Raw genomic sequence first — 24,538 nt, 5'->3', positions numbered from 1 at the left:
CGCGAGTACCCTTGAGAGGACATGGCACATCTTCTCGGGGCCGAAGGCCTCCACCTCGAATATCCGACCAGGGTCGTCTTCGACTCCGTGACCCTCGGCATCGAGGAGGGTGACCGCATCGGCATCGTCGGGCGCAACGGCGACGGCAAGTCGAGCCTCCTCGGCATGCTGGCCGGCACGAAGCAGCCGAGCGCAGGACGCGTCACCGTGCGCGGCGGCATCCGCATCGGCGTCCTCGACCAGGCCGACACGCTCGCCGATGACGTCACGATCAGCCAGGCCGTCGTCGGCGACATGCCGGAGTACGAGTGGGCCGGCGACTCCCGTGTCCGCGACGTCATCGAGGGGCTACTGAAGGACCTGCCGTGGGATGCCGAGATCGGCTCGCTCAGCGGCGGTCAGCGGCGCCGTGTGTCGCTCGCGAAGCTGCTCGCGGGGGACTGGGACGTCATCGCCCTCGACGAGCCCACCAACCACCTCGATGTCGAGGCGATCACCTGGCTCGCCGGACACCTGAAGAAGCGGTGGACCGCGAACTCCGGCGCCCTCATGGTCGTCACCCACGATCGGTGGTTCCTCGACGAGATCTGCACCGAGACGTGGGAGGTGCACGATCGCATCGTCGAGCCCTTCGAAGGCGGATACGCCGCGTACATCCTGCAGCGCGTCGAGCGCGACCGGATGAACGCCACGATCGAGGCGAAGCGCCAGAACCTCGCACGCAAGGAGCTCGCGTGGCTCCGCCGCGGTGCGCCCGCGCGCACCGCCAAGCCCAAGTTCCGCATCGACGCGGCCAACGAGCTCATCGCCGACGTGCCCGAGATTCGCGACAAGGTCTCCCTGCAGTCGCTCGCCGTCTCCCGGCTCGGCAAAGATGTCGTCGACCTGCTCGACGTCGGGGTGACCTACCCCCGCCCTTCGACAAGCTCAGGGACCCAGGAGGGCGGCTCAGGGAACCAGGACAGAGTGGTGCTGCGCGATGTCGAATGGCGCATCGCGCCGGGGGAGCGCACCGGCATCCTCGGCGTCAACGGCGCCGGCAAGTCCACGCTCCTGGGCCTCATCGCGGGCACCGTCGAGCCGACCGTCGGCCGCGTCAAGCGCGGCTCGACCGTGATCGTCAAGACGCTCACGCAGCGCCTCGACGAGCTGGAGGACGTGCGCCGCGAGCCGGTCCGCGTCGTGATCTCCCGCCTGCGCACCTCGTACACGCTCGGCTCGGGCTCGAAGGCGCAGGATCTCACGCCCGGTCAGCTGCTCGAGCGGCTCGGGTTCGACTCCGCCCAGCTGTCGACGCCGGTGAAGGATCTCTCCGGCGGGCAGCAGCGCCGGCTGCAGCTCCTCCTGGTGCTCCTCGATCAGCCCAACGTGCTGATCCTCGACGAGCCCACCAACGACCTCGACACCGACATGCTCGCCGCGATCGAGGACCTCCTCGACTCGTGGTCGGGCACTCTCCTCGTCGTGAGCCACGACCGGTACTTCCTGGAGCGCGTCACCGACCAGCAGTACGCGATCCTCGACGGCCACCTCCGTCACCTGCCGGGGGGAGTGGACGAGTACCTGCGGCTGCGACAGCTGCAGGATGCCGCACCGAGCAAGTCGCAGACGGCGACGAACACGGCGAAGAAGGCATCCGCCTTGGACGGCGCAGCCCTCCGCACGGCTCAGAAGGAGATCTCCGCGCTGGAGCGCCGCATCGAGAAGCTCACGCAGCAGATCAACAAGGCGAAGAACGCGCTGGCCGAGCACGATCAGTCCGACTACGCCGGCATCGCCGACAAGATGAAGGCGATCGGCGAGACGCAGGCCGAGATCGAGGAGCTGGAGCTGCGCTGGTTCGAGCTGTCGGAGGAGCTGGCCTGACCGGAGCCGCCTGGAAGCGGTTCATCGCCGCGCGATCACGGCGACGATCGGCCGGTGATCGCTCCCGGCTGCATCCGTGATCACGGATGCCGTGCGCACCTCCCACGCTTCACCGACCAGCACGTGATCGATCGGTGAGGCGAGCCACGGCGGCGCGGACGCCGGCCACGTACCGACCGCGGAGGCGCCTGTCTCGAGCGCGGCATCCCGGCAGCCGTCGAGCACGCTGCCGAGATGGTCGACCGTCGCGTTCAGGTCGCCGGCGATGATGACATCCGGGTCGGTGCAGCGATCGGAGACCCAGTCGAGCCCCGCGTCCCAGTCGTCGAACATGCCGGGCAGCGGCGGCAGCGGATGTGCGGCGACGATGCGGGGACCGGTGCCGTCGACGGGCTCCCACACGGCGCTCGGAAGGTTCGGGGTGGAACCCGCGCCCTCGTCGATCCGATAGTCGCCCAGATCGGCCGAGAGCAGGAGGGAGGTGGGGATGTCCGCATCGCCCTCGGGGCCGCGGGTCGTGTCAGCGGTCATGGGCTTGCCGTCGACGGCCACGAGCCGGGCGATCTCCGCCACCGCCGCCTCGTCGGTCTCGGGCAGGCTCACGATGTCGGCATCCGTCGCGATGACGAGCCGGGCGATCGACTGCGGCGTCGCCGCCCCGCCGAGTGTGTTCCACGCGAGGACCGTCAGCTCGCCCGAGCCCGAGCCCGAGCCCGAGCCCGAGCCCGCGGTCGCACCGCCGCCCCTCGCGAGCAGCACACCGGCGTTGGCCGCCGACGATGCGAGGAGCAGCACCGCCAGCGCCGCGGCGATCGACCAGCGTCGTCGCGCGCGTGCGACGACGGCGAAGACGATCCCCGTGATGAGCAGAGCGATCGCGAGACCCGCGCGGAGGGCGATCAGCTGCGCGATTCCCGGGAGGCGCTCGGCCCCAAGGGCCTGAGGCCACGAGAGCAGCAGGGCGATCGGGGCGCCGAGCAGCGCCGTCAGCACGAAACCGGGTCGCACGCCTCGTCTGCCGGCCGTTCGGTCGGGGAGATCCCGGTCCTGCGCGCTCGCCGTCGTCATCCGTTGCTCCTCGTTCCCGCGGGGTGTCCGGCTCAGTCTCGTCGACGAAGGTCGAGAGAACCTGACCGTCGGCGCGTGATGAGGAATATCCTTCTCCCACAGGTGTTGGGAGGTAGTGATGGAAGGCCTCGAAGTAACCGTCCTGCTCGGACTCACGATTCTTGTCGGAACCCTGATCGCACCGCGTGTGCGCCTCGCACTGCCCCTCGTCCTCGTCATCTTCGGGCTGCTGCTCGGCTTCGTGCCGCAGCTGCGCGAGGTGCAGCTGCCGCCGGAGACGGTGCTGCTGCTGTTCCTGCCCGTGATCCTGTTCTGGGAGAGTCTGACGACCTCGCTGCGCTCGATCCGCCGCGACTTCCGGTACATCCTGCCGATGAGCACGGTTCTCGTCGTGGCATCCGCTTTCGCCGTCGCCGGCATCGCCGTGCTGTTCGGCATGCCGTGGGAGATCGCGCTGATCCTCGGTGCGGCCGTCGCGCCGCCGGACGCCACGGCCGTCGCCGCCCTCGGACGGCTGCTGCCGCGACGTTCGTTCATGAAGCTGAAGGCGGAGAGCCTCACCAACGACGGCACGGCTCTCGTGCTCTACGCCATCGCGGTGTCGGTCGCGCTCGGCGGGCAGATCACCCCGCTCTCGGTCACCTGGGACGTGCTGGTCTCGTACATCGGCGGCGTCGCGGCCGGAGCCGCCGTCGCAGCTCTCGGCTATCTGCTGCTGAGCCGTACGACGTCGACCATCGTGATCAACGTCACCCTGCTGCTGATCCCGTTCTCGGCGTTCCTCGTCGCGGAGATCGTGCATGCTTCCGGGGTGCTCGCGGTCGTCGTGGCGGGTCTCATCGTCGCCTACATCTCGCCACGCGTGACGACGGCGTCGTCGCGACGGCAGGCGGATGCCGCGTGGCCGTTCGGCGTCTTCCTCCTCAACGGCGCGCTCTTCGTGCTCATCGGTCTCGAGGTCCAGTACGTCGTCCACGAGATCTCGGCTGCGGCGATCGGACGGCTCGTGCTCATCACGCTCTCCGTGTGGGTCACGCTGCTGGTCGTGCGATACCTGTTCCAGCTGATGAACGTCCCGTTCCAACGTCGCCCGGCGACCCCGCTTCCCCGGGGGATGCGGTCGCGGGCGCGTGCGGTCTCCACGGTCGCGGGGATGCGGGGAGCGGTCTCGCTCGCCATCGCCCTCTCCGTGCCCGCCGGGATCAGCGAAGGCGGCGCGGTCGCGGGGCGCGACGAGATCGTCTTCGTCACCGCGGGCGTCATCCTGCTGAGCCTCCTCGTGCAGGCGCCGCTTCTGCCGATGATCGTGCGCTGGGCGAAGTTCCCCGTCGACCATGCCGAGGACGAGGAGTACGAGCTCGCGGAGCGGGCGATCTCCGGTGCGGCACTCGCCGCTCTCGACGACCTCGCGGCCGAGCATGGAGTGGGTCAGGAGGTCCGCGACCGGGTGCGCGGCGAGGGCTACCAGATGCTGGAGTTCGAGAACGCGCGCTCCCTGGCTCGCGAGCAGGCTCTCGTGGACGCCGAGGCGGAGGCGCTCGACGACCTCCTCGACGAACCCGATCCGCTGGGCATCGGCGGGACGGATGCCGGCGATGCGACGCCGCTCGGCGTCGCGGGGACGGATGCCACCGACGGTACGGTGCTGCAGATGATCGCCACCTCGGCCGACGTCGACCTCGCCCAGCGCTCGCCGCTCATCCGCCATGAGGAGCACACGCGGCTCAAGCTCGCCCTCCTCGACCGCAAGCGCGAGGTGCTGCTGGGGCTCCGCAGCGCCGGCACCGTCGACGACATCGTCGTGCGACGGATCTCGGCGCGGCTCGACCTGGAACAGGTGCGCCTGCAGGGCATCGAAGAGTTCGACTGAGCGGCATCCGCTCACGCTGTGACGTCGTGTGACGGTCGATTCCGCGTGCGCGCACGAGCCTGCCTAACGTATTCGAGTCCCCCCACGAGAGGAACCCCTTCCCATGTCACGTCGCACCACCTCCGTCATCGCCGCGCTCGCCGCGGTCCCGCTCTTCGTCGCGCTCGCCGGCTGCGCCACCGCGTCGTCCGACGCCGGCTCCGACGGCGGTGGATCCACCGAGAACGAGGTCGTCAAGGTCGGCATCGTCGGCAAGGGCGACGCGCAGTGGGAGCCCTTCGTCGAGGCCGCCGCCGAGGAGGGCATCACCGTCGAGCTCGTCGACTTCGGCAGCTACGAGCAGCCGAACCCCGCTCTCACCGAGGGCGAGGTCGACCTCAACCAGTTCCAGCACATCGTGTACCTCGCCGAGTACAACGAGGCGTCGGGCTCGGATCTCACCCCGATCGGCTCGACCGCGATCTACCCCCTGGGTCTGTACTCCACGAAGTACGACGACGTGAAGGACATCCAGAAGGGCGAGACCGTCGCCGTTCCGGACGACGCCTCCAACCAGGCGCGCTCGCTCAATGTCCTCCAGCAGGCGGGTCTCGTCGAGCTCAAGAGCGGCGGCACGCCGTACTCCGACCTCGCCGACGTCGACACCGAGAAGTCCAAGGTGCAGGTCAAGGCCCTCGAAGCCGCACTCACCCCGACCTCGCTCCCGGACGTCGCCGCAGCGATCATCAACAACGACTTCGTGAAGGATGCCGGTCTGACGTTCGAGGACGCGCTGGCCACCGACGACATCGAGGACCCGAACGCGTTGCCGTACGTGAACATCTTCGCCGCGCGCGCCGAAGACGCTGACAACGAGACGTACCTCAAGCTCGTAGAGATCTTCCAGACCGACGAGGCCGTGCAGAAGGGCCTCGCGGAGTCGTCGGGCGGCACGGCCCTGTCGCTGCAGACGCCGGTCAAGGACCTCGTGGACTCGCTGAAGAAGGTCCAGAAGGAAGCTGCAGAGAACAAGTGAGCGCGCGCGGGAGCGATCCCGCCTGATGCGAGAATCGGGTGACGCCGTGTGCGTCACCCGATTCTCATTTCCCGAGAACCAGACCGGAGAAGCACATGCCGATCGTGAGCCTGACCAATGTCTCGAAGGCCTACCCTTCGCGGAACCCCGGAGACGGCGAGATCGTCGCGGTCGACGACGTCACCCTCGAGATCGAGAAGGGCGACGTCTTCGGCATCATCGGATACTCCGGAGCCGGCAAGTCGACGCTCGTGCGCCTGATCAACGCGCTGGAGCCGGCGACCGCCGGCAGCATCCTCGTCGACGGCGTCGACATCACCGCGCTCAAGGAGAGCGAGCTCCGGCGCATCCGCGGCGGCATCGGCATGATCTTCCAGCAGTTCAACCTCTTCTCCTCGCGCAGCGTCAAGGCGAACATCGCCTATCCGCTCACGCTCGCCGGGTGGAAGAAGGCCGACATCGAGGCCCGAGTCACCGAGCTGCTCTCGTTCGTCGGCCTGTCCGACAAGGCCAAGGCCTACCCGGAGCAGCTCTCCGGTGGCCAGAAGCAGCGCGTCGGCATCGCCCGCGCTCTCGCGACGGGTCCTGCGATCCTCCTCGCCGATGAGGCGACCAGCGCGCTCGACCCGCAGACGACCCACGAGGTGCTCGACCTGCTCCAGCGCGTGAACAAGGAGCAGGGCGTGACGATCGTCGTCATCACGCACGAGATGGACGTCATCCAGACCATCGCCACGAAGGTCGCCGTGATGGAGCGCGGCCGGGTCATCGAGCAGGGTGACGTGTTCGACGTGTTCTCGGCCCCGCAGAACCCGGCATCGCAGCGCTTCGTCGGCACCGTCGTCAAGGGCGTGCCGTCGCCGTCGGAACTCGCGGTGCTTCGCGAGCGTCATCAGGGCCGCATCGTCACCTTCTCATTCCGCGACGGGGACTCGTCGCAGGCGCAGGTGTTCCTCGACCTCGCGAACGCGGGCCTGGACTTCGAGCTCGTGTTCGGCGGCATCAACGACATCCGCGGTCGCGCCTTCGGTCATCTCACGCTCGCGATCCGGGGAGAGAGCGCGGCGATCGACGGCGCGCTGGCGTCGATCGGCGACCGTGTCGAAGTCACCGAGATCGCCGGAGAGGAGGCACGCTGATGGATCGTCTGATCGAACTCGGGCCGGAGTTCTGGCAAGCGGCCCTCGAGACCCTGTACATGACGTCGTTCGCGCTCGTGCTGGGTGGCGTGCTCGGCCTCGTGATCGGCATCATCCTCTACGTGACCAGACCGGGCGGGCTCGTGCAGAACGCGTTCGTCTCGACGATCGCGAACCTCGCCGTCAACTTCTTCCGTCCGATCCCGTTCGTGATCTTCATGGCCGTGGCGCAGCCGTTCGCTCGCGCGGTCGTCGGCGTCGGCATCGGCACCACGGCCGGCGCCTTCATCATCGGTCTCGCCGCGGCCTTCGCGATCGGCCGCATCGTCGAGCAGCACCTGGTCTCGGTCTCGCCCGGTGTGATCGAAGCCGCACGGTCGATGGGTGCCGGTCCCTGGCGCATCCTCTTCACCGTCGCCATCCCGGAGTCGCTCGGACCGCTCATCCTCGGGTACACCTTCATCGTCGTCGCCCTGATCGACATGACGGCGATGGCGGGTCTGATCGGCGGTGGCGGTCTCGGCGCCTTCGCCCAGATCTACGGCTTCCGGCAGTTCGAGCCGGTCGTGATGTGGGCTGCGATCGTGCTGATCGTCGTGTTCGTGCACTTCGTGCAGCTGCTCGGCACGAAGCTCGCGCGCAAGATCATGCGGCGCTAGGCCTCCTTTTCGATCGGGTCACGAATCGTACCGGCGGATGGCGAGGTCGGTCCCACGGGAGGATGCGCGATGCGTGCTCTCCGAGAAAAGATCGAGTCCATGAGGATCAGCGCGGCAGCAGAGATGACCGAGGTATCGACCCGCGTGCTCGCCGGGAGCGGCAACGGCGTCTACGACGCCATGATGGATGGCACCGGACGACTCCTCGACCTGATCGAGCGCGATCACAGCGACCACGCCCACGTGCTGTGGAGCGCCTACGTGCTGTGGTCCGAGATCTGCGATCGCTGGGAGACCTCGGACGGACCGGATGCCGTGGCCGCCGTCGCAGCCGCGGCGCGGGAAACATCGACCGCGTGGCTCGCGATCGACTCGACCGCCGAGCGTGAGGTGGATGCCTTCTTCCGCGAGCGCTTCCCTGCGGGCGGTGCGTGACCGGCTTCGCTTTCAGGCGGACCCGGGGCTCTCCTGCAGCGTCCGCCGGGTGGTGAAGACGCGGTCCTCGCCGCTCAGAGGATCGACGAACCGCAGCTCGCGCGCGAGCAGCTGCAGCGGCCGGGCGTAGTCGTCCGGCCCGTCATCGAGCAGCTCGGGATAGAAGCGGTCGTTCAGGATGCCGAGGCCGATGGCCGCGAGATGCACGCGCAGCTGATGCATCTTGCCGCTGTGCGGGCGCAGCAGCGTGTGCACGACGCGGTCGTCGGCGTCGATCACCTCGATGAGAGTCTCGGCATTCGGTTCGCGCGCGTCGTCGACCTCGACGCGCACCTGGGCGCGCAGCTTCTCGATGTGGTTGCGATACACCAACGGGAAGCGGGTCGCGTCCCACCGATCCGGACGCGCCGACACGGCCTCGTAGACCTTCTGCACCTGCCGCTTCTCGAACAGCAGCTGGTAGGCGCCGCGCGTGGCCGGGCGCACCGCGAACATCAGCAGTCCTGCCGTCGCACGGTCCAGGCGGTGGATCGGCGCGAGGTCGGGATTCCCGAGGCGGTTGCGCAGCCGCACCAGGGCGGAGTTCTGGAGGAACTTCCCGCCCGGAGTCGTCGGCAGGAAGTGCGGCTTGTCGACGACCACGAGGTGATCGTCCTGGTGCAGGATCTCCTCGGTGAACGGGATCGCCTGCTCCGTCGGCGGCTCGCGGTAGTACCAGACGAACTCCTCGGAGCCGAGAGGGGCGTCGCGCGCCACCGCCGACCCGTCGCTCGCGACGATGTCGCCCTTGTCGAACCGCTGCAGCAGCAGTTCGGGATCGAGGTGGAAGAAGCGCTCCACCATATAGGCCGACACGGTCGGCCAGGGTCCGCGCAGCGGCACATGGAGCCGTGTCGCGCCCACGCCGTCGCGCATGGGGAGAGGAGAGGGCATGCCCATCAGTCGGATGCCCTCCCGCGTCGGAGCGCCCTCATGAGTCGAAGCTGAGGCTCAGCTTGCGCAGCAGACCGGCCAGGCGTTCGCGGTCGCTCCGCGAGAGCGCCTGCAGGAGATCGGCCTCGACGTCGACGAGACGCGTGATCGCGGCATCCACTCTCGTGCGACCGTCTTCGGTGAGAGTGACGAGCACGCTCCGGCCATCACCGGGATCGGCCTCCCGGCGAACCAGTCGACGGGCGACGAGTCGGTCGATGCGGTTCGTCATGGTGCCGCTCGACACCAGCGTCTGCTGCAGGAGCTGCTTGGGGGAGAGCTGGAACGGAGCGCCCGCGCGACGCAGAGCCGAGAGCACGTCCCACTCCCACGGCTCGAGGTCGCTGCGGCGGAACACGTCACGGCGGGCGCGGTCGAGGTGCCGAGAAAGGCGGTCCATCCGCGACAGCACCTCGAGAGGGGAGAAGTCGAGGTCGGGGCGCTGCGTGTTCCACGCACCGACGATCCGATCGACCTCATCCTCTTCGCTCATCCGCTCATTATCCCGTGCGAACCTCCGGTGCGGATGCCGTGGGCAGGGCGAGCGTCATGAACGTGCTCAGCGGATCGGGGCGGTAGCGGCCGAACGGCGGGCACTCGACGAAGCCGGCGCGGGCGTAGAGCGTGCGGGCCGGGAGGAAGAACTCCATGCTGCCGGTCTCCAGCGAGATCCGGCGGATGCCGCGAGCTGTGGCATCCGCGAGCAGGAAGGCGAGCATGGCCCGCCCGAGGCCCTTGCCGCGCATGTCCGGATCCGTGCGCATCGACTTGAGCTCCTCGTGCCCGTCGTCGAGCGCGGCGAGTGCGCCGGTGGCGACCGGCCGCCCGTCATCGAACGACGCGAAGAGGCGCACGCCGGGGACGAGGAGGCGGTCGAAAGGCAGCGCGTGCCGGCTCTCCGCCGGTGCCGTGTCGGCCATGTCGGCGTGGTGCGATTCGAGGAAGGCGGCGAGAGCCGGGGTCGCGGTCTCGACCCGCGCGATGACGATGCTCATCCCGTCAGCATCCCAAAGGCGTGTTTCGCTCGGATGACGGGGTGCACGTCAGCGGAGGATGAGCCGGGACATGGCAGACTTGACAGGCGGCGTCCTCGCGGGCGGCGCGGTCCGCCGTGGTGTAATGGCAGCACGACAGCCTTTGGAGCTGTGAGGTCTAGGTTCGAGTCCTGGCGGCGGAGCATGACAGGTAACCTCGCGATCATCATCCTCGCCGCAGGCCAGGGCACGCGCATGAAGTCGCGCCTCCCCAAGGTGCTGCATCCCATCGGCGGCCGCCCGCTGGTCGGACACGTGCTGACCACGGCGGCGCGGCTCGAGGCGCAGCACATCGAGGTCGTCGTGCGTCATGAGCGCGACCAGGTGGTCGCGGCCCTCACCGCCGACTACCCCGACGCCGTCTTCATCGACCAGGACGACGTCCCCGGCACCGGCCGTGCGGTGCAGGTCGCGATCGACGCCCTGCCCGGCGACTTCGACGGCGACGTGCTCGTGCTCTCCGGCGACGTGCCGCTGCTCGAGGTCGAGACCCTGCGCGGACTCATCGACGGGCACCGTGCCGCCGCCGCGGCAGCCACGCTGCTCAGCGCGCGTCTCGACGACCCCACCGGCTACGGTCGTGTGATCCGCGACGACGCGGGCACCGTGCAGCGCATCGTCGAGCAGAAGGACGCGACGGCCGACGAGGCAGCCGTGACCGAGATCAACGCCGGCGTCTACGTCTTCCGGGCACCCGCGCTGCGCACCTACCTCGCGCAGGTCGGCCAGGACAACGCCCAGGGCGAGATGTACCTCACCACCGTGATCGAGCTGCTCCGCGCCGCCGATCAGCGCGTCGCGGCCGAGATCGCCGCCGATACGGCCTCGACCTTCGGCATCAACGACCGCATCCAGCTCGCCGAAGCGGGCCGCGTGCTCAACGACCGGATCGTGCGCCGCTGGCAGCGCGAAGGCGTCACCGTGATCGACCCGGCGACCACCTGGATCGACGACGACGCGAACCTCTCGTCCGATGTCACGATCCTCCCGAACACCCACATCCTGCGCGCCACCGCGATCGCCCCCGGTGCGATCATCGGCCCGGACACCACGCTCGTCGACTGCGAGGTGGGGGAGAACGCGATCGTCCGCCGCACCGATGCCACGCTCGCCGTGATCGGAGCCGAAGCCACGGTCGGGCCGTTCTCGTTCCTGCGTCCCGGCACGGTGCTCGGCGCCAAGGGAAAGATCGGCGCGTACGTCGAGACCAAGAACGCCGAGATCGGCGAGGGCAGCAAGGTGCCGCACCTCTCCTATGTGGGCGACGCGACGATCGGGCGCGGGGTCAACCTCGGCGCGAGCACGATCACCGCCAACTACGACGACGTGAACAAGCACCGCACCGAGATCGGCGACGAGGTGCACACCGGGTCTCACACCGTGCTCGTCGCGCCCGTTAGGCTGGGAGCAGGTGCGAAGACCGCCGCAGGCGCCGTCGTCCGCAAGGATGTCCCCGCCGGCGCGCTGGCCATGAGCGTCGCCCCTCAGCGCAACATCGAGGGATGGGTCGAGAAGAACAGAGCAGGCACGGGTGCGGCGGATGCTGCATCCCGCGAGAATTCGGCGGAATAGGCGGACATGGCGCGCAAGAAGAAGATCGTCGATCTGGATCGCGACAACGGCGTGGCCCCCGGCCTCGTCGCGAAGACCAAGAAGCGCCTGGTCATCGCCGGCGGGCGTTCGCATCCGGCGCTGACCGCGGCTGTCGCGGAGGCGCTCGGCACCGAGATCGCGCCGACGGAGCACCGCACGTTCGCGTCCGGCGAGATCTACGCCCGCTTCGAGGTGTCGATCCGCGGCTGCGACCTCTTCCTCTTCCAGACGTTCGGCGAGCCGGTCAACGAGTGGCTCATGGAGACGCTCATCATGATCGACGCAGCCAAGCGCGCGTCGGCCAAGCGCATCACGGTCGTCGCGCCCTACTATCCGTATTCGCGCCAGGACAAGAAGGGCCGCGGTCGCGAGCCGATCAGCGCCCGACTCGTCGCCGACCTGCTCAAGACCGCCGGCGCCGACCGCGTGATGAGCGTCGACCTGCACGCCGCGCAGATCCAGGGCTTCTTCGACGGCCCCGTCGACCACCTGTTCGCGAAGCCGGTGCTGCTCGATCACTTCGAGCGCACGCTCAGCCCCGAGGACCGCGAGATCCTCACGGTGGTGTCGCCGGACATGGGCCGCGTGCGCGTGGCCGACACCTGGTCGGACAGCCTCGGCGCCCCGCTGGCCATCATCCACAAGCGCCGCGACCCGAAGGTGGCGAACCAGGTCTCCGTGCACGAGATCGTCGGAACCGTCGACGGACGCACCTGCCTGCTGGTCGACGACATGATCGACACCGGCGGCACGATCGTCAAGGCGGCGCAGGCCCTGAAGGCGGCCGGTGCGCACCGCGTCATCGTCGCGGCCACGCACGCGATCTTCAGCGACCCGGCGCACGAGCGTCTGCAGGATGCCTCGATCGACGAGGTCGTCGTCACCGACACGATCCCGCTCACCGAGTCGCGCCGCTGGGACCGGTTGACGATCCTGCCGATCGCCCCGCTGCTCGCCCGCGCGGTGCACGAGGTCTTCGAGGACGGCTCGGTCACGAGCATGTTCGGCGGCGACGCGTAACACATCGGATCGGCACAGCCCGCGCATAGCCGGAGTGCCTACGGTCGATTCAGCGGCATACAGTCGCCAGACACCGAGCCGGGAGGACCAGCATGATCCGCACGACCGTACCGACCTCTGTCCACAAGGGAGCCGCCCTCATCGGCGTCGCAGGACTCCTTGTCCTCGCCGGCTGCTCCAGCACCCCTGAAGCCACCGAACCCTCGAACAGCGCCGACACCGGCACCGACAGCGGGTCGACCGCAGCGCCCAGCGGCGGCGACACCGCAGGCGCCTACACCGACGGCACCTACACCGCCGAGGGCTCGTACCAGACGCCCGAGACGGTCGAGAAGATCTCCGTGACGCTGACGCTCACCGACGGCGTCGTGTCCGACGTCGAGGTGACGGGTGATCCGCAGGCCCCGGAGACCGAGCAGTACCAGGGCCAGTTCATCGACGGCATCGCCGAGGTCGTCGAGGGCAAGTCCATCGACGAGCTGGACGTCAGCCGCGTCGCCGGTTCCTCGCTCACCAGCGGCGGCTTCAACGACGCCGTCGAGTCGATCAAGGAGCAGGCGGCCGCCTAGGCGCCGGCGGCCTCGTCATGGCGACCTGGCGCTTCGACGCGATCGGCACCCGCTGGGAGATCGAGACGGCGGTCGACCTCGACGAGAGCGATCGCGCGGCCGTCACCGACGAGATCGCGCGCTTCGATCGCGAGTGGTCGCGGTTCCGCACCGACTCCGACGTCGCCCGACTCGGTCGGGAGGGCGGCGCGCTCGTGTCGGCCGACGCCGGGGTGATGCTCGACGCGTACCGCGACCTCTCTGGCGCGACCGATGGCGCGGTGAACCCCCTCGTGGCGGACAGCCTCGTCGCCCTCGGGTACGACGCGGAGTACTCGCTCGTCGCGGGGGAGCCGGTACGCGCCCCCGCGACCTGGGACGAGCGCGTGTCGTGGACGGATGCCGCCGCGACGGCATCCACTCCGTCGCTGATCGACGTGGGCGCGCTCGGCAAGGGGCGACTGGTGGACCTGATCATGGCCGTCCTCGCGGACGCGCCGGGCGACCTCGTGGTCGACGCCGGAGGCGACATGCACGTGCGGGGCGGCGCCGTCCGCGTCGGGCTCGAGCATCCGTACGACCCGACCAAGGCCATCGGCGTCGTCGAGGTGCGGGACCAGGCGCTGTGCGCATCCGCCGTCAACCGACGAGCCTGGGGCGACGGCCTGCATCACGTGCTCGACGCGCGCACCGGCATCCCCGTCCGCACCTGGGCCGCGACCTGGGCCCTCGCACCCGACGCGATGAGAGCGGATGCCGTCGCGACCGCGCTCTTCTTCGACGGCGGCCCCGCACTCGCCGAACGCTGGGGCGTCGAATGGGTGCGGATGACGACCGACGGCCGGGTCCAGCGGTCGCCGGGATGCCCGGCGGAGATCTTCGTCGCCGGGGGCGGGCACGGAGTGCGCCCCGCACATCAGAACTAGGGAAGAGTGGAACACGTGATCACGTCTCTCGCCGCCGCACGTCAACGAGTCCTCGCCGTCCTCGGCTCGCTGTCGATGTATCGCCTCGTGCTCTTCGCCCTCGTGGCCCTCGCCGCCGTCGCCTTCGTGCTGTCGCTGCTCGGCGTGATCGTGTCGCCGACGCCGTGGGAGCTCCTCGCCTCGTTCCTCGTGCTCGCGGTCGTGATCTCCGTCGTGGATGCCGCGGCGCAGCGCATCCTCCGCCTGCCGTGGCGCATCGAGTCGTCGCTGGTCACCGCGCTGATCCTCCTCTTCGTCCTGCGTCCGGGCCTGGAGCCGGCGTCGCTGATCGGGCTGGCGCTCGCCGGCGCGCTGGCCAGCCTGTCGAAGTACCTGATCGCGTGGCGCGGGCGACACATCCTCAACCCCGCCGCCTTCGGTGCGGCCGTCGTCTCGATCCTGGGCGCCTTCGGCGCGTTCGAGTGGCTCGGCACCTCGTCGTCGTGGTGGATCGGGACGCCGTCGATGGCCCTCCCGGTCGCGGTTCTCGGCCTCGCGGTGCTCTGGCGCACCGAGAAGGTGCGGGTCGTGCTGGTCTTCCTCCTGGTCGCGGTGAGCGTGTCGATCGTGCGGCAGGCCGTGCAGGCGCAGCAGTTCGACATCGGCTTCGACTTCGTGACGGCGCTGCAGTTCGCGGTGCTCCAGTCTCCGTTCCTGTTCCTCGGCGCGTTCATGGTCTCGGAGCCGCTGACACTCCCGCCGCGTCGCCGTCAGCAGTTCGCCGTAGCCGCGGTGGTCGGCGTGCTCGCCGGATGGCCGATCTCCGTCGCCGGGCTCTTCACGCTCGGCCAGGAGCGTGCGCTGCTGATCGGGAACCTGGTGGCCTTCGCCTTCGCGTTGCGCGGTTCCGTCCGACTGGTGCTGGAGCGACGGGAGTTCGTCACACCGACCGCGCAGGAGCTGACGTTCCGCGCCAAGGGCAAGGTGAAGTTCCTGCCCGGTCAGTATCTCGAGCTCGATGTGCCGCATCACCGGCCCGATGCCCGTGGAACGCGGCGGGAGTTCAGCATCGTCTCGGCTCCGGCCGATCTGCCGACGCTGCGCATCGCCTACAAGAACGGCGATCAGAAGCATCCGTCCAGCTACAAGCGCGCGCTCGCCGAGGCCGCACCGGGCGCGACGCTGGCCGTCACCGGCACCTGGGGGGACTTCATCCTGCCCCGCGGCGACGCGCCGGTGCTCATGGTGGCCGCCGGCATCGGCGTCACGCCCTTCGTGTCACAGCTGCGTCAGCTGCAGGCATCGGGGCAGCATCGCGACGTGGTGCTGGTGTACGTGGCATCCGAGGCGAGCGAACTCGCGTTCCGCGACGAGCTGGCTGCGACGGGGGTGCGCACCGTGGTCTTCACGCGCGACGAGCCCGCCGACCTGCCCGCTCACTGGACGTGGGCGCAGGGTGCCAGGCTCGACGCCGACACCCTGGAGCGGGCGGTCCAGGACATCGGGGCCCGTCACGCGTTCATCTCGGGACCTCCTCGGCTCATCGCCGACCTCGCGCCCGCGCTGCAGAAGGCCCACAGCCTCACGACCGACGCCTTCGCCGGGTACTGAGCCCAGCGCTCCCGACGGGTGTGCTGTGCGGATGCCCGGGTGATGAGTCAGTCGGACTCGGGGGCCGCCGCCGGCGTGATCGGCAGGCGCACGGTGAAGGTCGTGTCGCCGGGCGTGCTGGCCGCGGTGATCGAGCCGCCGTGGCCGTCGACGATCGCCTTCACGATCGCGAGGCCGAGCCCTGTGCCGCCGGTCTGCCGCGCCCGGGACGTGTCGCCGCGGGCGAACCGGGCGAACAGCTCCTCGCGGAGCGCGGGGTCGATGCCGGGGCCGTCGTCGTGCACGCTCAGCACGGCATCTCCGCCCTCGCGCCCGACCCGGAGGGTGATCGTGGTGCCCGCCGGCGTGTGCGTCCGCGCGTTCGCGAGCAGGTTCGCCACGACCTGGTGCATCCGCCCGGCGTCGCCGACGATCGTGACGGGCTCGTCGGGCACGTCGATGACCCAATGATGGTCGACCGCGGTCGGTCGCGCGTCCGAGAGCCCCTCGAGGGCCAGCTGGGTCAGGTCGACCGTGCCGTACACGAGCTCGCGCCCCTCGTCGAGCCGTGCGAGCAGCAGCAGGTCCTCGACGAGCCGCGTCATCCGCAGCGACTGCGCCTGGATGCGCTCGAGCGACGAGGTCGTGCTCTCGATCGCATCCGGTCCGTCCGCTCCCGCCGGAGCCTGACGAAGGGCGCGCAGCGACAGCTCGGAGTAGCCGCGGATCGACGCGAGAGGGGTGCGCAGCTCATGGCTGGCGTCGGCGACGAACCGCCGCATCTGCTCCTCGTTCTTCTGGCGAGCCGCGAGCGAGGTGTTCACGTGATCGAGGAGCTTGTTGAGGGCGGCGCCGACGAGCCCCGTCTCGGTGCGCGGATCGGCCTCGGATGCCGGCACGCGCTCGGTGATGATGACCTCGCCCCGGTCCAACTGCTGGTTCGCCACCCTGGTGGCCGTCGACGCCACCGCACGGAGAGGTCGCAGGCTGACGCGGATGGTGATCGCCGTCGTCAGAGCGAGCAGGATGAGGCCGCCGATGGTCGCGAGCGCGATCACGGTGAGCAGCTGCGTGAGCTGGTTCTGGATGTCGTCGCGGGGGAGTCCGGTGACGACGACGACCCCCGTGTTCGCGGTCGTGACGGCGACCCGGTAGGACCCCAGATCGGTGAGGGAGACCGTCGAGAAGGGCCCTCCGCCCAGGCCCGCGTTGATCTCTCCGAGCTGCGCCGTCGTGAGCTCCTTCAGCGTGCCGTTGATCTCGTTCCCCGAGGAGTTCACGGTCACGCCGCTCGCGCCGGTCACCGGGCTCCAGACGGCGAACAGCAGTCCGGGGACGGGAACGGTCTTCCCCGCCAGCACGTTGCCGGCGGTGGCCTGGCTGGGAGGCTCGATCTCGACCCAGCGCGTGATCTGATGCGCATAGCTGGTCAGCTCGTCGTCGAGCTGATCTTCCAGCGTCCTGCCCAGGGTCGCACTGGTGATGATGGCGACGATGACGAGGATCAGCGACACGAACCCGATCACGGCGGTCATCAGCCGTGTCTGGAGGCTCATCGGACGCGGCGTCATCGTCGCACCGCTCACTGCGGGGCCTTGATCATGTAGCCCACGCCGCGGACGGTGTGCAGCAGGGGCGTGCGCCCCGCGTCGATCTTCTTGCGCAGATATGAGATGTACAGCTCGACGACGGATGACTTGCCCCCGAAGTCGTAGCTCCACACGCGGTCGAGGATCTGCGCCTTCGACAGCACGCGTCGCTCGTTGCGCATCAGGTAGCGGAGCAGCTCGAACTCGGTCGCCGTGAGGTCGATCTCGACCCCGTCGCGCGCCACCTCGTGGCTGTCCTCGTTGAGGGTGAGGTCGGCGACGCGCAGGATCGACTGCCCGTCGTCCGCCGTCGCGTGACCGGTGCGGCGGATGATCGCGCGGAGGCGCGCGATGACCTCCTCCAGGCTGAACGGCTTGGTGACGTAGTCGTCGCCGCCGGCGGTGAGACCGGCGACCCTGTCGCCCACGGCGTCCTTGGCGGTGAGGAAGAGCACCGGTACCAGACTGCCGGCCTCGCGGAGTCGGCGGAGCACGGCCATGCCGTCGAGGTCGGGCATCATGATGTCGAGCACGAGGGCATCGGGCTCGAATTCCCGTGCGACCTGGAGCGCCTCCATGCCCGAGGAGGCGGTGCGCACCTCCCAGCCCTCCATGCGCAGCGCCATCGCGAGCAGATCGGTGAGCATCTGCTCGTCGTCGACGGCGAGGATGCGGAGGGGTGAGCCGTCCGGACGGCGGAGGTCGGGCAGGTCGCTGGTCATGATCCCATTCTGCGGAATCTCCTATGTGATTTCTATGGAACTCGTTATGCGTTCCCTGGGAGCGGTGTCGGAGTGCCTGAGTATCGTGTCGGCATGGCTGACAGCACCGATGCTTCCGCACCCCGCGTCCTTCGTCCGTCGTCTGCCGAGGAGGTCGCCGAGATCGTCCTCCTGGCGACGCGAGAGGGCGTCCCGCTCACCGTCGTCGCCGGCGGCCACGGTCCGTGGTCGCATGGTCCGGCCGACGGCATCCGCCTCGAGCTCGGCGCGCTGTCGGGCATCGACGTCGACGGCACGACGGTCCGCATCGGCGGAGGGGCGGTGTGGGGCGACGTCGCGACGACGCTGGGGGCGCACGGTCTCGCCCTCAGCTCCGGCGACACGGCCAGCGTCGGCGTCGGGGGACTGACGCTCGGCGGGGGCATCGGATGGATGGTGCGGGCCTGGGGGCTCGCTGTCGACCAGCTCATCGGTGCACAGGTGGTCACCGCGGCCGGTGAGCTCGTGGAGACCTCGACCGACGTCCATCCCGAGCTGTTCTGGGCGCTGCGCGGGGGCGGGGGCAACTTCGGGGTGGTCACCAGGTTCGATTTCGCCGCGCATCCGCTCCCGGGCATCGTCTTCGCCGAGAACGTCGTCGACGGCGACCCCGCCGTCGTGCTGCGTGCCGCGCGCGACCTGCTCCGCGATGCGCCGCGCGAGTTGACCGTCACCTACATGGACGTGCCGCCGATGGATCCGAGCGCCCCGGCCGGAGCGCGACTCAGCGCGGTGTGGGCGGCGCCGGAGCCGGATCGGCTGCGTGCCGTCCTGGAGCCGATCTCCGCGATCGACGGAGTGCGGACCGAGATCACGTCGCCCGCCTATCGAGAGATCCTGCTCGAGATGCCCCAACCCGAGGGGGAGGAGCAGGCGGAGCCACCCGGGTTCATCGGCGGGAACGGCCTCTACGCCGACCTCGATGACGAGCTCATCGAGCGCCTCGTGGCGTTCCGCCGCGCGTATCCGGCATCCGTCGTCTTCCTGCGCTCGCTCGGCGGCGCCTTCGGTGATGTGCGGCAGCAGGACACGGCGTTCCCCGCGCGCTCGGCGACCTGGTTCGTCATGGCGGGAGCGTTCGACATCCCCGGCATGGTCGACGACGCGGTCCGCGACGCGGTCGTCGCGGATTGGGCGGCGATCGAGACGGGGCGCCTCGCCGAATACGGCAACTTCGCCGACACCGAGCGTCCGCACGCGGTGCCCGGCATGTTCGACGCCGAGGCGCTCGCGCGGCTGCGCCAGGTCAAGGCCGCCTGGGACCCACGGAACATCTTCTGCCGCAACCACAACATCCTCGTCTGAGGACCGGTGTGCGGCCGAACCCGCTCACGCCAGGCGGTCGTCCGGGAGCGCGAGGAAGTCGATGCCGACCTGCAGCGCGAGAGCGTCCGCGCGCGCCCCGTTCGGGCTGTCGAGGTGGCCGTTCGCCCGCACGCTCAGGCGTCTCGGTCCGGTCAGTGCGTGGTACACCGCGAACTGACCGCGCGGATCGACAGCAGGGTCGAGCGCTGCTGCGCTGACAAGCGCCGGGAGCCGGAGCCGTCGCGCCGCGATGGCCGCGTCGTAGTAGTCGAGGACAGGCCGGGCCTCGGGGTGGTGCCGCAGGTGCTGACGGACGGACTCGCCGCTGCCCGTGCATCGCCGCGTGAGACGGACGGCGTGGTCGCCGAAGCTCGGCACGTCGAGCACCGCCCGGCGGAAGCGCCGATCCCAGGGGAGAGCCATCGCGCCGATTCCTCCGCCGAAGCTGCCGCCGCTGAAGTCGAGGGCTGCTCCCGCCGCGGGGGCGATGTCGAGCAGGACCGTCGCCGCACGCCAGATGTCGGCCGCCGCGAACCGATGCGAGTACGTGTCGCGATGCGCGATGCCGGCCAGCACGTGCGCGTCCGGGTCTGCCGGGAAGCGGCTCGGGGTCCGGGCGTGCGTCCCAGGAGCGCAGGGGAAGATCGCGGCGGTGTCCGCGGGGACGCGGTCGATGTCCGGCGCCGTGCGCCCCCCGTATCCGTGTCCGCCGACGAGGCCGCGCCGGATCGCCTTCTCGTCGTGCGGCACCATCACGTACGCGGTCGCCTGCTCGTCCGCCGAGGAGCGGAAGCGGATCTCCACGACCCGATGCGTCGCAGTGGGCTCGCCCTCCGCGCTGACATCCCAGGCGACCGCACCCGCTCCGAACTCCTCGAAGGTGGACTCCCAGAACCGGTCGAAGTCCGCCGGCTCGGCCGGGGAAGTGCGGGGCGTCAGGAGCGCGCTCAGCGCGTACTCCGTGAGCTCCTCATGAGGGTCCTGATTCACCGCGGGCAGTCCTTTCCGGTGGATGTGCGCTGTCGAGGCTACCGGCGCGGCGCGCGGACGGCGGCCGCCGCGGCAGAGAGCAGCATCATTGACATGATCGCATAGTGATTGCAGTATGTGCATCATGGATTCAATTTCTGACGCAGGAGCCGATGACGATTCCCTGCTGTGGAGCCGACGGACCGTGCTGCGGATGCTCGTGATCGCCGGTGTGCTCCCTCCGGTGATCGGTGCGCATCCCGGGATCGCATCGGCGGCGGCCACGGAGATCACGACGGTCGGCGGCGCCTATCCGGACGCACTGCGTCGGCTGGACAAGCCGAACCTCGCCTTCGCCCAGGTCGCGCAGCTGGAGGGCGAGAACCACCGGATGACGTTCTTCCAGGCCACCTGGGACGGCGGAGCGACCATCGTCCGAGACCTCGAGGTGAGACACGACGGAGGCTGGCTGCCGCTCACCGATCCCGAGCACCGCTTCGACGAGCAGTGGGTCGTCTTCGAGGGGACGCTGCCATCCGGCAGCGCACCGGAGCTCTACGGTCCCCTGGCTCCGAGCTGGCTGGGGTTCACCTCCTTCCAGGTGCTCGGCCCGCAGGCGATCGAGCTGTCCACCAGCACCGACGACGTCGACCTGGTCGTGCGCTGGCGCCTCGAAGGGGCCAATCCGGAGGCTCATCACGTGCTGACGGCCAAGACCGCCGGCGATTACATCGTCGGCTATCAGAGCCAGGACGCCAAGTCCCTCGACGAGGTGGCCGAGGTGCTGTGCGGCTCCTACCAGCACGCGCTCTCGGTGCTGGACGGATCGGCACCGCTCGGTGCATGGGAGCTCTTCGCACCGATGGCTCTGACGCAGTACGCCGTCGGTGACCTCGCGGTCACTTCGGGCGTGTACCTGCCCGCCGAGGTGGCCGAGTTCGCACACGAGCGTCAGCTGATGTCGGATCGGCAGCCGTACGGGATGAGCCTGCGCAGCGACAGCCTCGACATCGTGCCCTGCATGTACTCGCCGCAGCCCGGGCTCCGCACGGTCATGGCGGTCGGAGAGCAGCGCGGCTTCGCGTTCGGCGTCGCTGCCCGCGTCGACACGCTCTACGGCACCTACGCGCACCTGTGCCGGAGCGAGTACGGTCTCGCCGCCTATCGGCAGAACGTCTACGACCGTTCGCTCACGGATGCCGTGCATGCGATGGCGGCGCTGATCGCCGTGGAGCCGGACGGCGACGACTCGGTCGACTACATCCCGTCGTTCTCGGGCTGGTGGAACCGGGCCAAGGGCTTCGTCGACGTGGAGAACGAGGATGCCGTGCGCGCGGCCGCCAGCGGCGTCGTGCTCGCCGCCCACTATCTGACCGGAACGGGCGACAGCACGCTCTACGACAGACGTGCGCGTCCCCTCATCGAGTACCAGCTCTCCCGGAAGGGCATCGGGCACTCGCCCGTCATCGGCAGTCCGGTGTACAACGACACGACGCAGTACCGGATCGGCAGGATACCGACGGATGCCGTGAACCTCACGTCCCTGTATCAGCTCACGCACGGTCGCAACGCGGGGATCCAGCGTCTCGCGCTGCAGGCCACCAAGGCCGGCGTCGTCGGTCAGAGCCGTGCCCCCTTCTCGAACGCGCTGGCGACGTATCGGGCGACGGGCGATCCGGCCTATCTGGCCGAGGCGACGCTGATCGCCCGGCGCTACGTGCAGGAGCAGATCCTCACGCCGTATCGTGGCAACGGCCAGCCGCCCGGCGGGTTCGCCTACAGCTTCTCGAAGTACTGGGTCGACCTTCTCGAGATGTTCGAGGCGACGGGGGAGGCGGAGTTCCTCGCAGGCGCCTATCGCGAGGTGCAGCGATTCATCACGCAGACGGCGGTCCGCCCTGTGCCCGATCAGACGGTCACCGTTCCCGAGGGGCACATCATCACCCAGCAGTACGACTGGGAGTCGCGCAGCTCGCTGCCGTCCTATCCCACCACCGACGTCCCGACCGAGACGGTGCCGGCCTGGTACGTCTCGCCCTCGGGTCTCACGTTCGAGGCGCTGTCCTCGTTCAAGCTCGGGGTCAGCACGCTGACGGACCCCGGCGGCGGCTACGTGTTCAACCCCTGCTGGGCGGGCGCGCTCCTGCGGCTGGCGCATCACACCGGCGACGCGCTGCTGGCCGACGTGGCGCACAACATGGTCATCGGCCGATTCACCACGTATCCCGGCTACTACGGTCGCCAGTTCCAGGTGGCCCACATGAAGCCGGACTTCGCCACGAGCGGTCCGGTGGGGATCACCGGGTACTACTTCCATCACGCGCCCGCCCAGCTCGGCCTCGCGATGGACTATCTGATCAGCGAGAGCTTCTACCGGAGCGGGGGCAGCATCGATTTCCCGCACGTGTTCGAGGCGGACTTCGCCTACTTCAAGTTCTTCGCCTACGGCCACGCTCCCGGCACGTTCTTCGGCGAGGACGGTGTCTGGCCGTACTTCCCTGCGGGGCTGATCGCGCTCGACAACCCGCTGGTCAACTGGATCGCCGGCGTCGGCAACGACTCGCTCTACATCAGTCTCACCAACTCGGCGGGTACCGACCAGCAGGTCGTCGTCGATCTCGCCACTGAACTGACCGGCGCGCACCGCGCGGCGGCGCTTCCCGTCGAGGTCATCGCCGCCGACGGAAGCCGTTCGAACCGGGCGGCGCGAAGAGGGCAGATCGCCGTGACCGTGCCTGCTCGCGGACTCGTCGCCCTCGTGGTGCGGACCCTCGCCGTGCAGCGGCCCGCTCTGCCGTCCGACGACATCGTCGACCACGGAGCCGACAGCTTCCATGAGGTGGACGCGGATCCCGCCACCGAGTACGGCATCGCGCGAGGTCTGCTGCTGGTGCGTCCTGGCGGTCAGGGATACGACGCCTACGTGCAGATCGATACCGAGCAGCCGGCGACCCTGTCCTACCGGATCGGCGACGGGGCAGCACAGCAGGCTCCGGCGAAGGAGTTCCCCTACGAGTGGACGATCGGCGTCGACGACATCGAGCAGACGTTCCGCTACACGATCTCGTTCGGCGGCGCGACGACGGAGGAGGTCACGCTCCGCCTCCCGGCGAGGATCACCGGCGCCAACCCCGGAGTGGCGGGAGACGTGGTCGCCCAGGCGAGCGGAACCGCCGGCGACCGGGTGCCGCTCACGATCGAGGTGCGGAACGCGACAGACGATCCGGTCACCGGCGATGTGGCCGTGACGCTGCCGAGCGGCTGGCAGCTCGAGGGCGCCGTGCCCGCGATCACCGTGCCGGCAGAGGGCGTCGCGCGCGTGGAGGCGGCGGCCGTCATCGCCGCCTCCGCCGCCCTCGGCGAGGTGAAGGTCACGGCGAAGCTGTCGATCGCCGGCGAGGACCCCGTGACGCTCCGCCCCGCCACGATCGAGGTCATCGACCGACGCCGGCTGGTGTCGCTGACGACCGACACCGACATCATCAGCGGACCCGGCGCGGTGGTCCAGCTGACCGCGCTCGTCATCAACACCGGGGTGACGCCGATGCAGGGCACGCTCTCGCTGTACGGGACCTCCGGATGGAGCATCGGGCAACGGGACGCGGTCGTCACCGTGCCGCCGCGTTCCGATCTGACGCACACCTGGACCGTCACCGCCGGTTCGGGCATCGCGCCGGGGTCGTCGACCCGGTTCGAGGCGCGGCTCGATCAGAACCTGCGCCGCGGCGTGCTGGTCCGGGTCGCCGACGAAGGCGTGATCGCGCACACCCAGTCGCCCTGGCCCGGATACCTGGAGGCGGGCACGTGGTACCCGAGCGGCCTCTCCGGGTGGAACGGCACCAGGACGCGATACAGCGACTCCGACTCGGTGGGCAGCACGGTCACCTGGAACGTGTCCCTTCCGCAGTCCGGGCTCTATCGGGTGTCGGTCTGGTATCCCACGAATCCGACGACCACGACGTCGGCCGCCTACGTGGTCGAGCATCAGGGCGGGAGCTCGGAGGTCATCGTCGATCAGACGCAGGGCGCCGCGGCCTGGCGCTCGCTGGGCACGTTCCGATACGACGCGGGCGCGACGGGAGTGGTGCGGCTCGAAGTCCGCAACACCAGCATCCACCGGGTCAGCGCCGCGCAGTTCGTCCGCATCGGGGACTGACGCGGAACGGGTGGGTGGGGCCGGAGTGAAGACTCCGGCCCCAC

Annotated in this window: 20 protein-coding genes and 1 tRNA gene; 14 read left to right on the top strand and 7 right to left on the bottom strand. The window is 69.5% G+C overall.

What is annotated here, in order from left to right; genetic code table 11:
* The first annotated feature begins 21 nt into the window (after positions 1-21).
* Entirely contained in the window at positions 22-1,866 is a 1,845-nt protein-coding gene (locus tag DC434_RS16775; RefSeq protein WP_116636449.1) for an ABC-F family ATP-binding cassette domain-containing protein, read from the top strand.
* Positions 1,867-1,887: 21 nt separating this feature from the next.
* Here the strand turns inward: DC434_RS16775 and DC434_RS16770 are convergent, their stop codons facing one another.
* Entirely contained in the window at positions 1,888-2,934 is a 1,047-nt protein-coding gene (locus tag DC434_RS16770; RefSeq protein WP_165808113.1) for an endonuclease/exonuclease/phosphatase family protein, read from the bottom strand.
* A gap of 118 nt (positions 2,935-3,052) precedes the next feature.
* Here DC434_RS16770 and DC434_RS16765 point away from each other — a divergent pair, with 118 nt between their 5' ends.
* From DC434_RS16765 to DC434_RS16745, 5 genes are all read left to right on the top strand, one after another.
* Positions 3,053-4,804, top strand: coding sequence for a Na+/H+ antiporter (locus tag DC434_RS16765; protein ID WP_116636447.1), 1,752 nt, complete (start codon positions 3,053-3,055; stop codon positions 4,802-4,804).
* A 103-nt stretch (positions 4,805-4,907) separates the two neighbouring features.
* Complete coding sequence (locus tag DC434_RS16760) at positions 4,908-5,819, top strand: MetQ/NlpA family ABC transporter substrate-binding protein (protein ID WP_116636446.1); 912 nt, start codon at positions 4,908-4,910, stop codon at positions 5,817-5,819.
* 95 nt (positions 5,820-5,914) lie between these two features.
* Positions 5,915-6,958: a methionine ABC transporter ATP-binding protein gene (locus DC434_RS16755; protein ID WP_116636445.1), complete on the top strand. Its 1,044-nt coding sequence runs from the start codon at positions 5,915-5,917 to the stop codon at positions 6,956-6,958.
* Positions 6,958-7,617 carry an ABC transporter permease subunit gene (locus DC434_RS16750; protein WP_116636444.1) on the top strand — a complete coding sequence of 220 codons (660 nt, stop codon included), beginning with the start codon at positions 6,958-6,960 and terminating at the stop codon, positions 7,615-7,617. The genes DC434_RS16755 and DC434_RS16750 overlap by 1 nt, the downstream gene beginning before the upstream one ends.
* Positions 7,618-7,716: 99 nt before the next feature.
* On the top strand, positions 7,717-8,052 hold the full coding sequence (locus tag DC434_RS16745) for a hypothetical protein (RefSeq protein ID WP_133192832.1): 336 nt from the start codon (positions 7,717-7,719) through the stop codon (positions 8,050-8,052).
* Positions 8,053-8,064: 12 nt separating this feature from the next.
* On the opposite strand, the gene DC434_RS16740 is transcribed toward DC434_RS16745, so the two are convergent.
* The 3 genes from DC434_RS16740 to DC434_RS16730 are packed head-to-tail and all read right to left on the bottom strand — an operon-like array spanning position 8,065 to position 10,019.
* Positions 8,065-8,985, bottom strand: a complete 921-nt coding sequence (locus DC434_RS16740; RefSeq protein ID WP_207769989.1) for a pseudouridine synthase — start codon at positions 8,983-8,985, stop codon at positions 8,065-8,067.
* Between the two features lie 37 nt (positions 8,986-9,022).
* Positions 9,023-9,517 carry a MarR family transcriptional regulator gene (locus tag DC434_RS16735; protein WP_116636441.1) on the bottom strand — a complete coding sequence of 165 codons (495 nt, stop codon included), beginning with the start codon at positions 9,515-9,517 and terminating at the stop codon, positions 9,023-9,025.
* 7 nt (positions 9,518-9,524) lie between these two features.
* Complete coding sequence (locus DC434_RS16730; protein ID WP_116636440.1) at positions 9,525-10,019, bottom strand: GNAT family N-acetyltransferase; 495 nt, start codon at positions 10,017-10,019, stop codon at positions 9,525-9,527.
* Positions 10,020-10,129: 110 nt separating this feature from the next.
* Between DC434_RS16730 and DC434_RS16725 the strand changes: the two genes are divergently transcribed.
* The 6 genes from DC434_RS16725 to DC434_RS16700 all read left to right on the top strand — a co-directional run bounded on the left by DC434_RS16725 (position 10,130) and on the right by DC434_RS16700 (position 15,735).
* Positions 10,130-10,201 (top strand) — tRNA-Gln (locus tag DC434_RS16725).
* Between the two features lies 1 nt (position 10,202).
* Positions 10,203-11,630 (top strand): bifunctional UDP-N-acetylglucosamine diphosphorylase/glucosamine-1-phosphate N-acetyltransferase GlmU, encoded by a 1,428-nt coding sequence (gene glmU, locus DC434_RS16720; RefSeq protein WP_116636439.1) that lies wholly within the window; start codon positions 10,203-10,205, stop codon positions 11,628-11,630.
* 6 nt (positions 11,631-11,636) lie between these two features.
* Entirely contained in the window at positions 11,637-12,671 is a 1,035-nt protein-coding gene (locus DC434_RS16715; RefSeq protein ID WP_116636438.1) for a ribose-phosphate diphosphokinase, read from the top strand.
* 92 nt (positions 12,672-12,763) lie between these two features.
* Positions 12,764-13,240, top strand: a complete 477-nt coding sequence (locus DC434_RS16710; protein WP_116636437.1) for an FMN-binding protein — start codon at positions 12,764-12,766, stop codon at positions 13,238-13,240.
* Positions 13,241-13,257: 17 nt separating this feature from the next.
* Positions 13,258-14,145, top strand: coding sequence for an FAD:protein FMN transferase (locus DC434_RS16705; protein WP_116636436.1), 888 nt, complete (start codon positions 13,258-13,260; stop codon positions 14,143-14,145).
* Positions 14,146-14,160: 15 nt separating this feature from the next.
* On the top strand, positions 14,161-15,735 hold the full coding sequence (locus DC434_RS16700; RefSeq protein ID WP_116636435.1) for an FAD-dependent oxidoreductase: 1,575 nt from the start codon (positions 14,161-14,163) through the stop codon (positions 15,733-15,735).
* A 47-nt stretch (positions 15,736-15,782) separates the two neighbouring features.
* Here the strand turns inward: DC434_RS16700 and DC434_RS16695 are convergent, their stop codons facing one another.
* Positions 15,783-17,249, bottom strand: coding sequence for an ATP-binding protein (locus DC434_RS16695; RefSeq protein ID WP_347707151.1), 1,467 nt, complete (start codon positions 17,247-17,249; stop codon positions 15,783-15,785).
* 47 nt (positions 17,250-17,296) lie between these two features.
* Positions 17,297-18,025 (bottom strand): response regulator transcription factor, encoded by a 729-nt coding sequence (locus DC434_RS16690; RefSeq protein ID WP_116636434.1) that lies wholly within the window; start codon positions 18,023-18,025, stop codon positions 17,297-17,299.
* 93 nt (positions 18,026-18,118) lie between these two features.
* Here DC434_RS16690 and DC434_RS16685 point away from each other — a divergent pair, with 93 nt between their 5' ends.
* Positions 18,119-19,369 carry an FAD-binding oxidoreductase gene (locus tag DC434_RS16685; RefSeq protein ID WP_165808112.1) on the top strand — a complete coding sequence of 417 codons (1,251 nt, stop codon included), beginning with the start codon at positions 18,119-18,121 and terminating at the stop codon, positions 19,367-19,369.
* Between the two features lie 24 nt (positions 19,370-19,393).
* On the opposite strand, the gene DC434_RS16680 is transcribed toward DC434_RS16685, so the two are convergent.
* The gene (locus tag DC434_RS16680; RefSeq protein WP_165808111.1) at positions 19,394-20,359 is read right to left on the bottom strand and encodes an acetylxylan esterase; all 966 of its coding nucleotides are present in this window, start codon (positions 20,357-20,359) and stop codon (positions 19,394-19,396) included.
* Between the two features lie 124 nt (positions 20,360-20,483).
* Here DC434_RS16680 and DC434_RS16675 point away from each other — a divergent pair, with 124 nt between their 5' ends.
* Complete coding sequence (locus DC434_RS16675) at positions 20,484-24,494, top strand: hypothetical protein (RefSeq protein ID WP_133192831.1); 4,011 nt, start codon at positions 20,484-20,486, stop codon at positions 24,492-24,494.
* Positions 24,495-24,538 lie beyond the last annotated feature (44 nt).

The organism is Microbacterium sp. TPD7012 (assembly GCF_003075395.1).
Lineage (GTDB): Bacteria > Actinomycetota > Actinomycetes > Actinomycetales > Microbacteriaceae > Microbacterium.
This window is presented reverse-complemented; position numbering and strand designations above follow the sequence as displayed.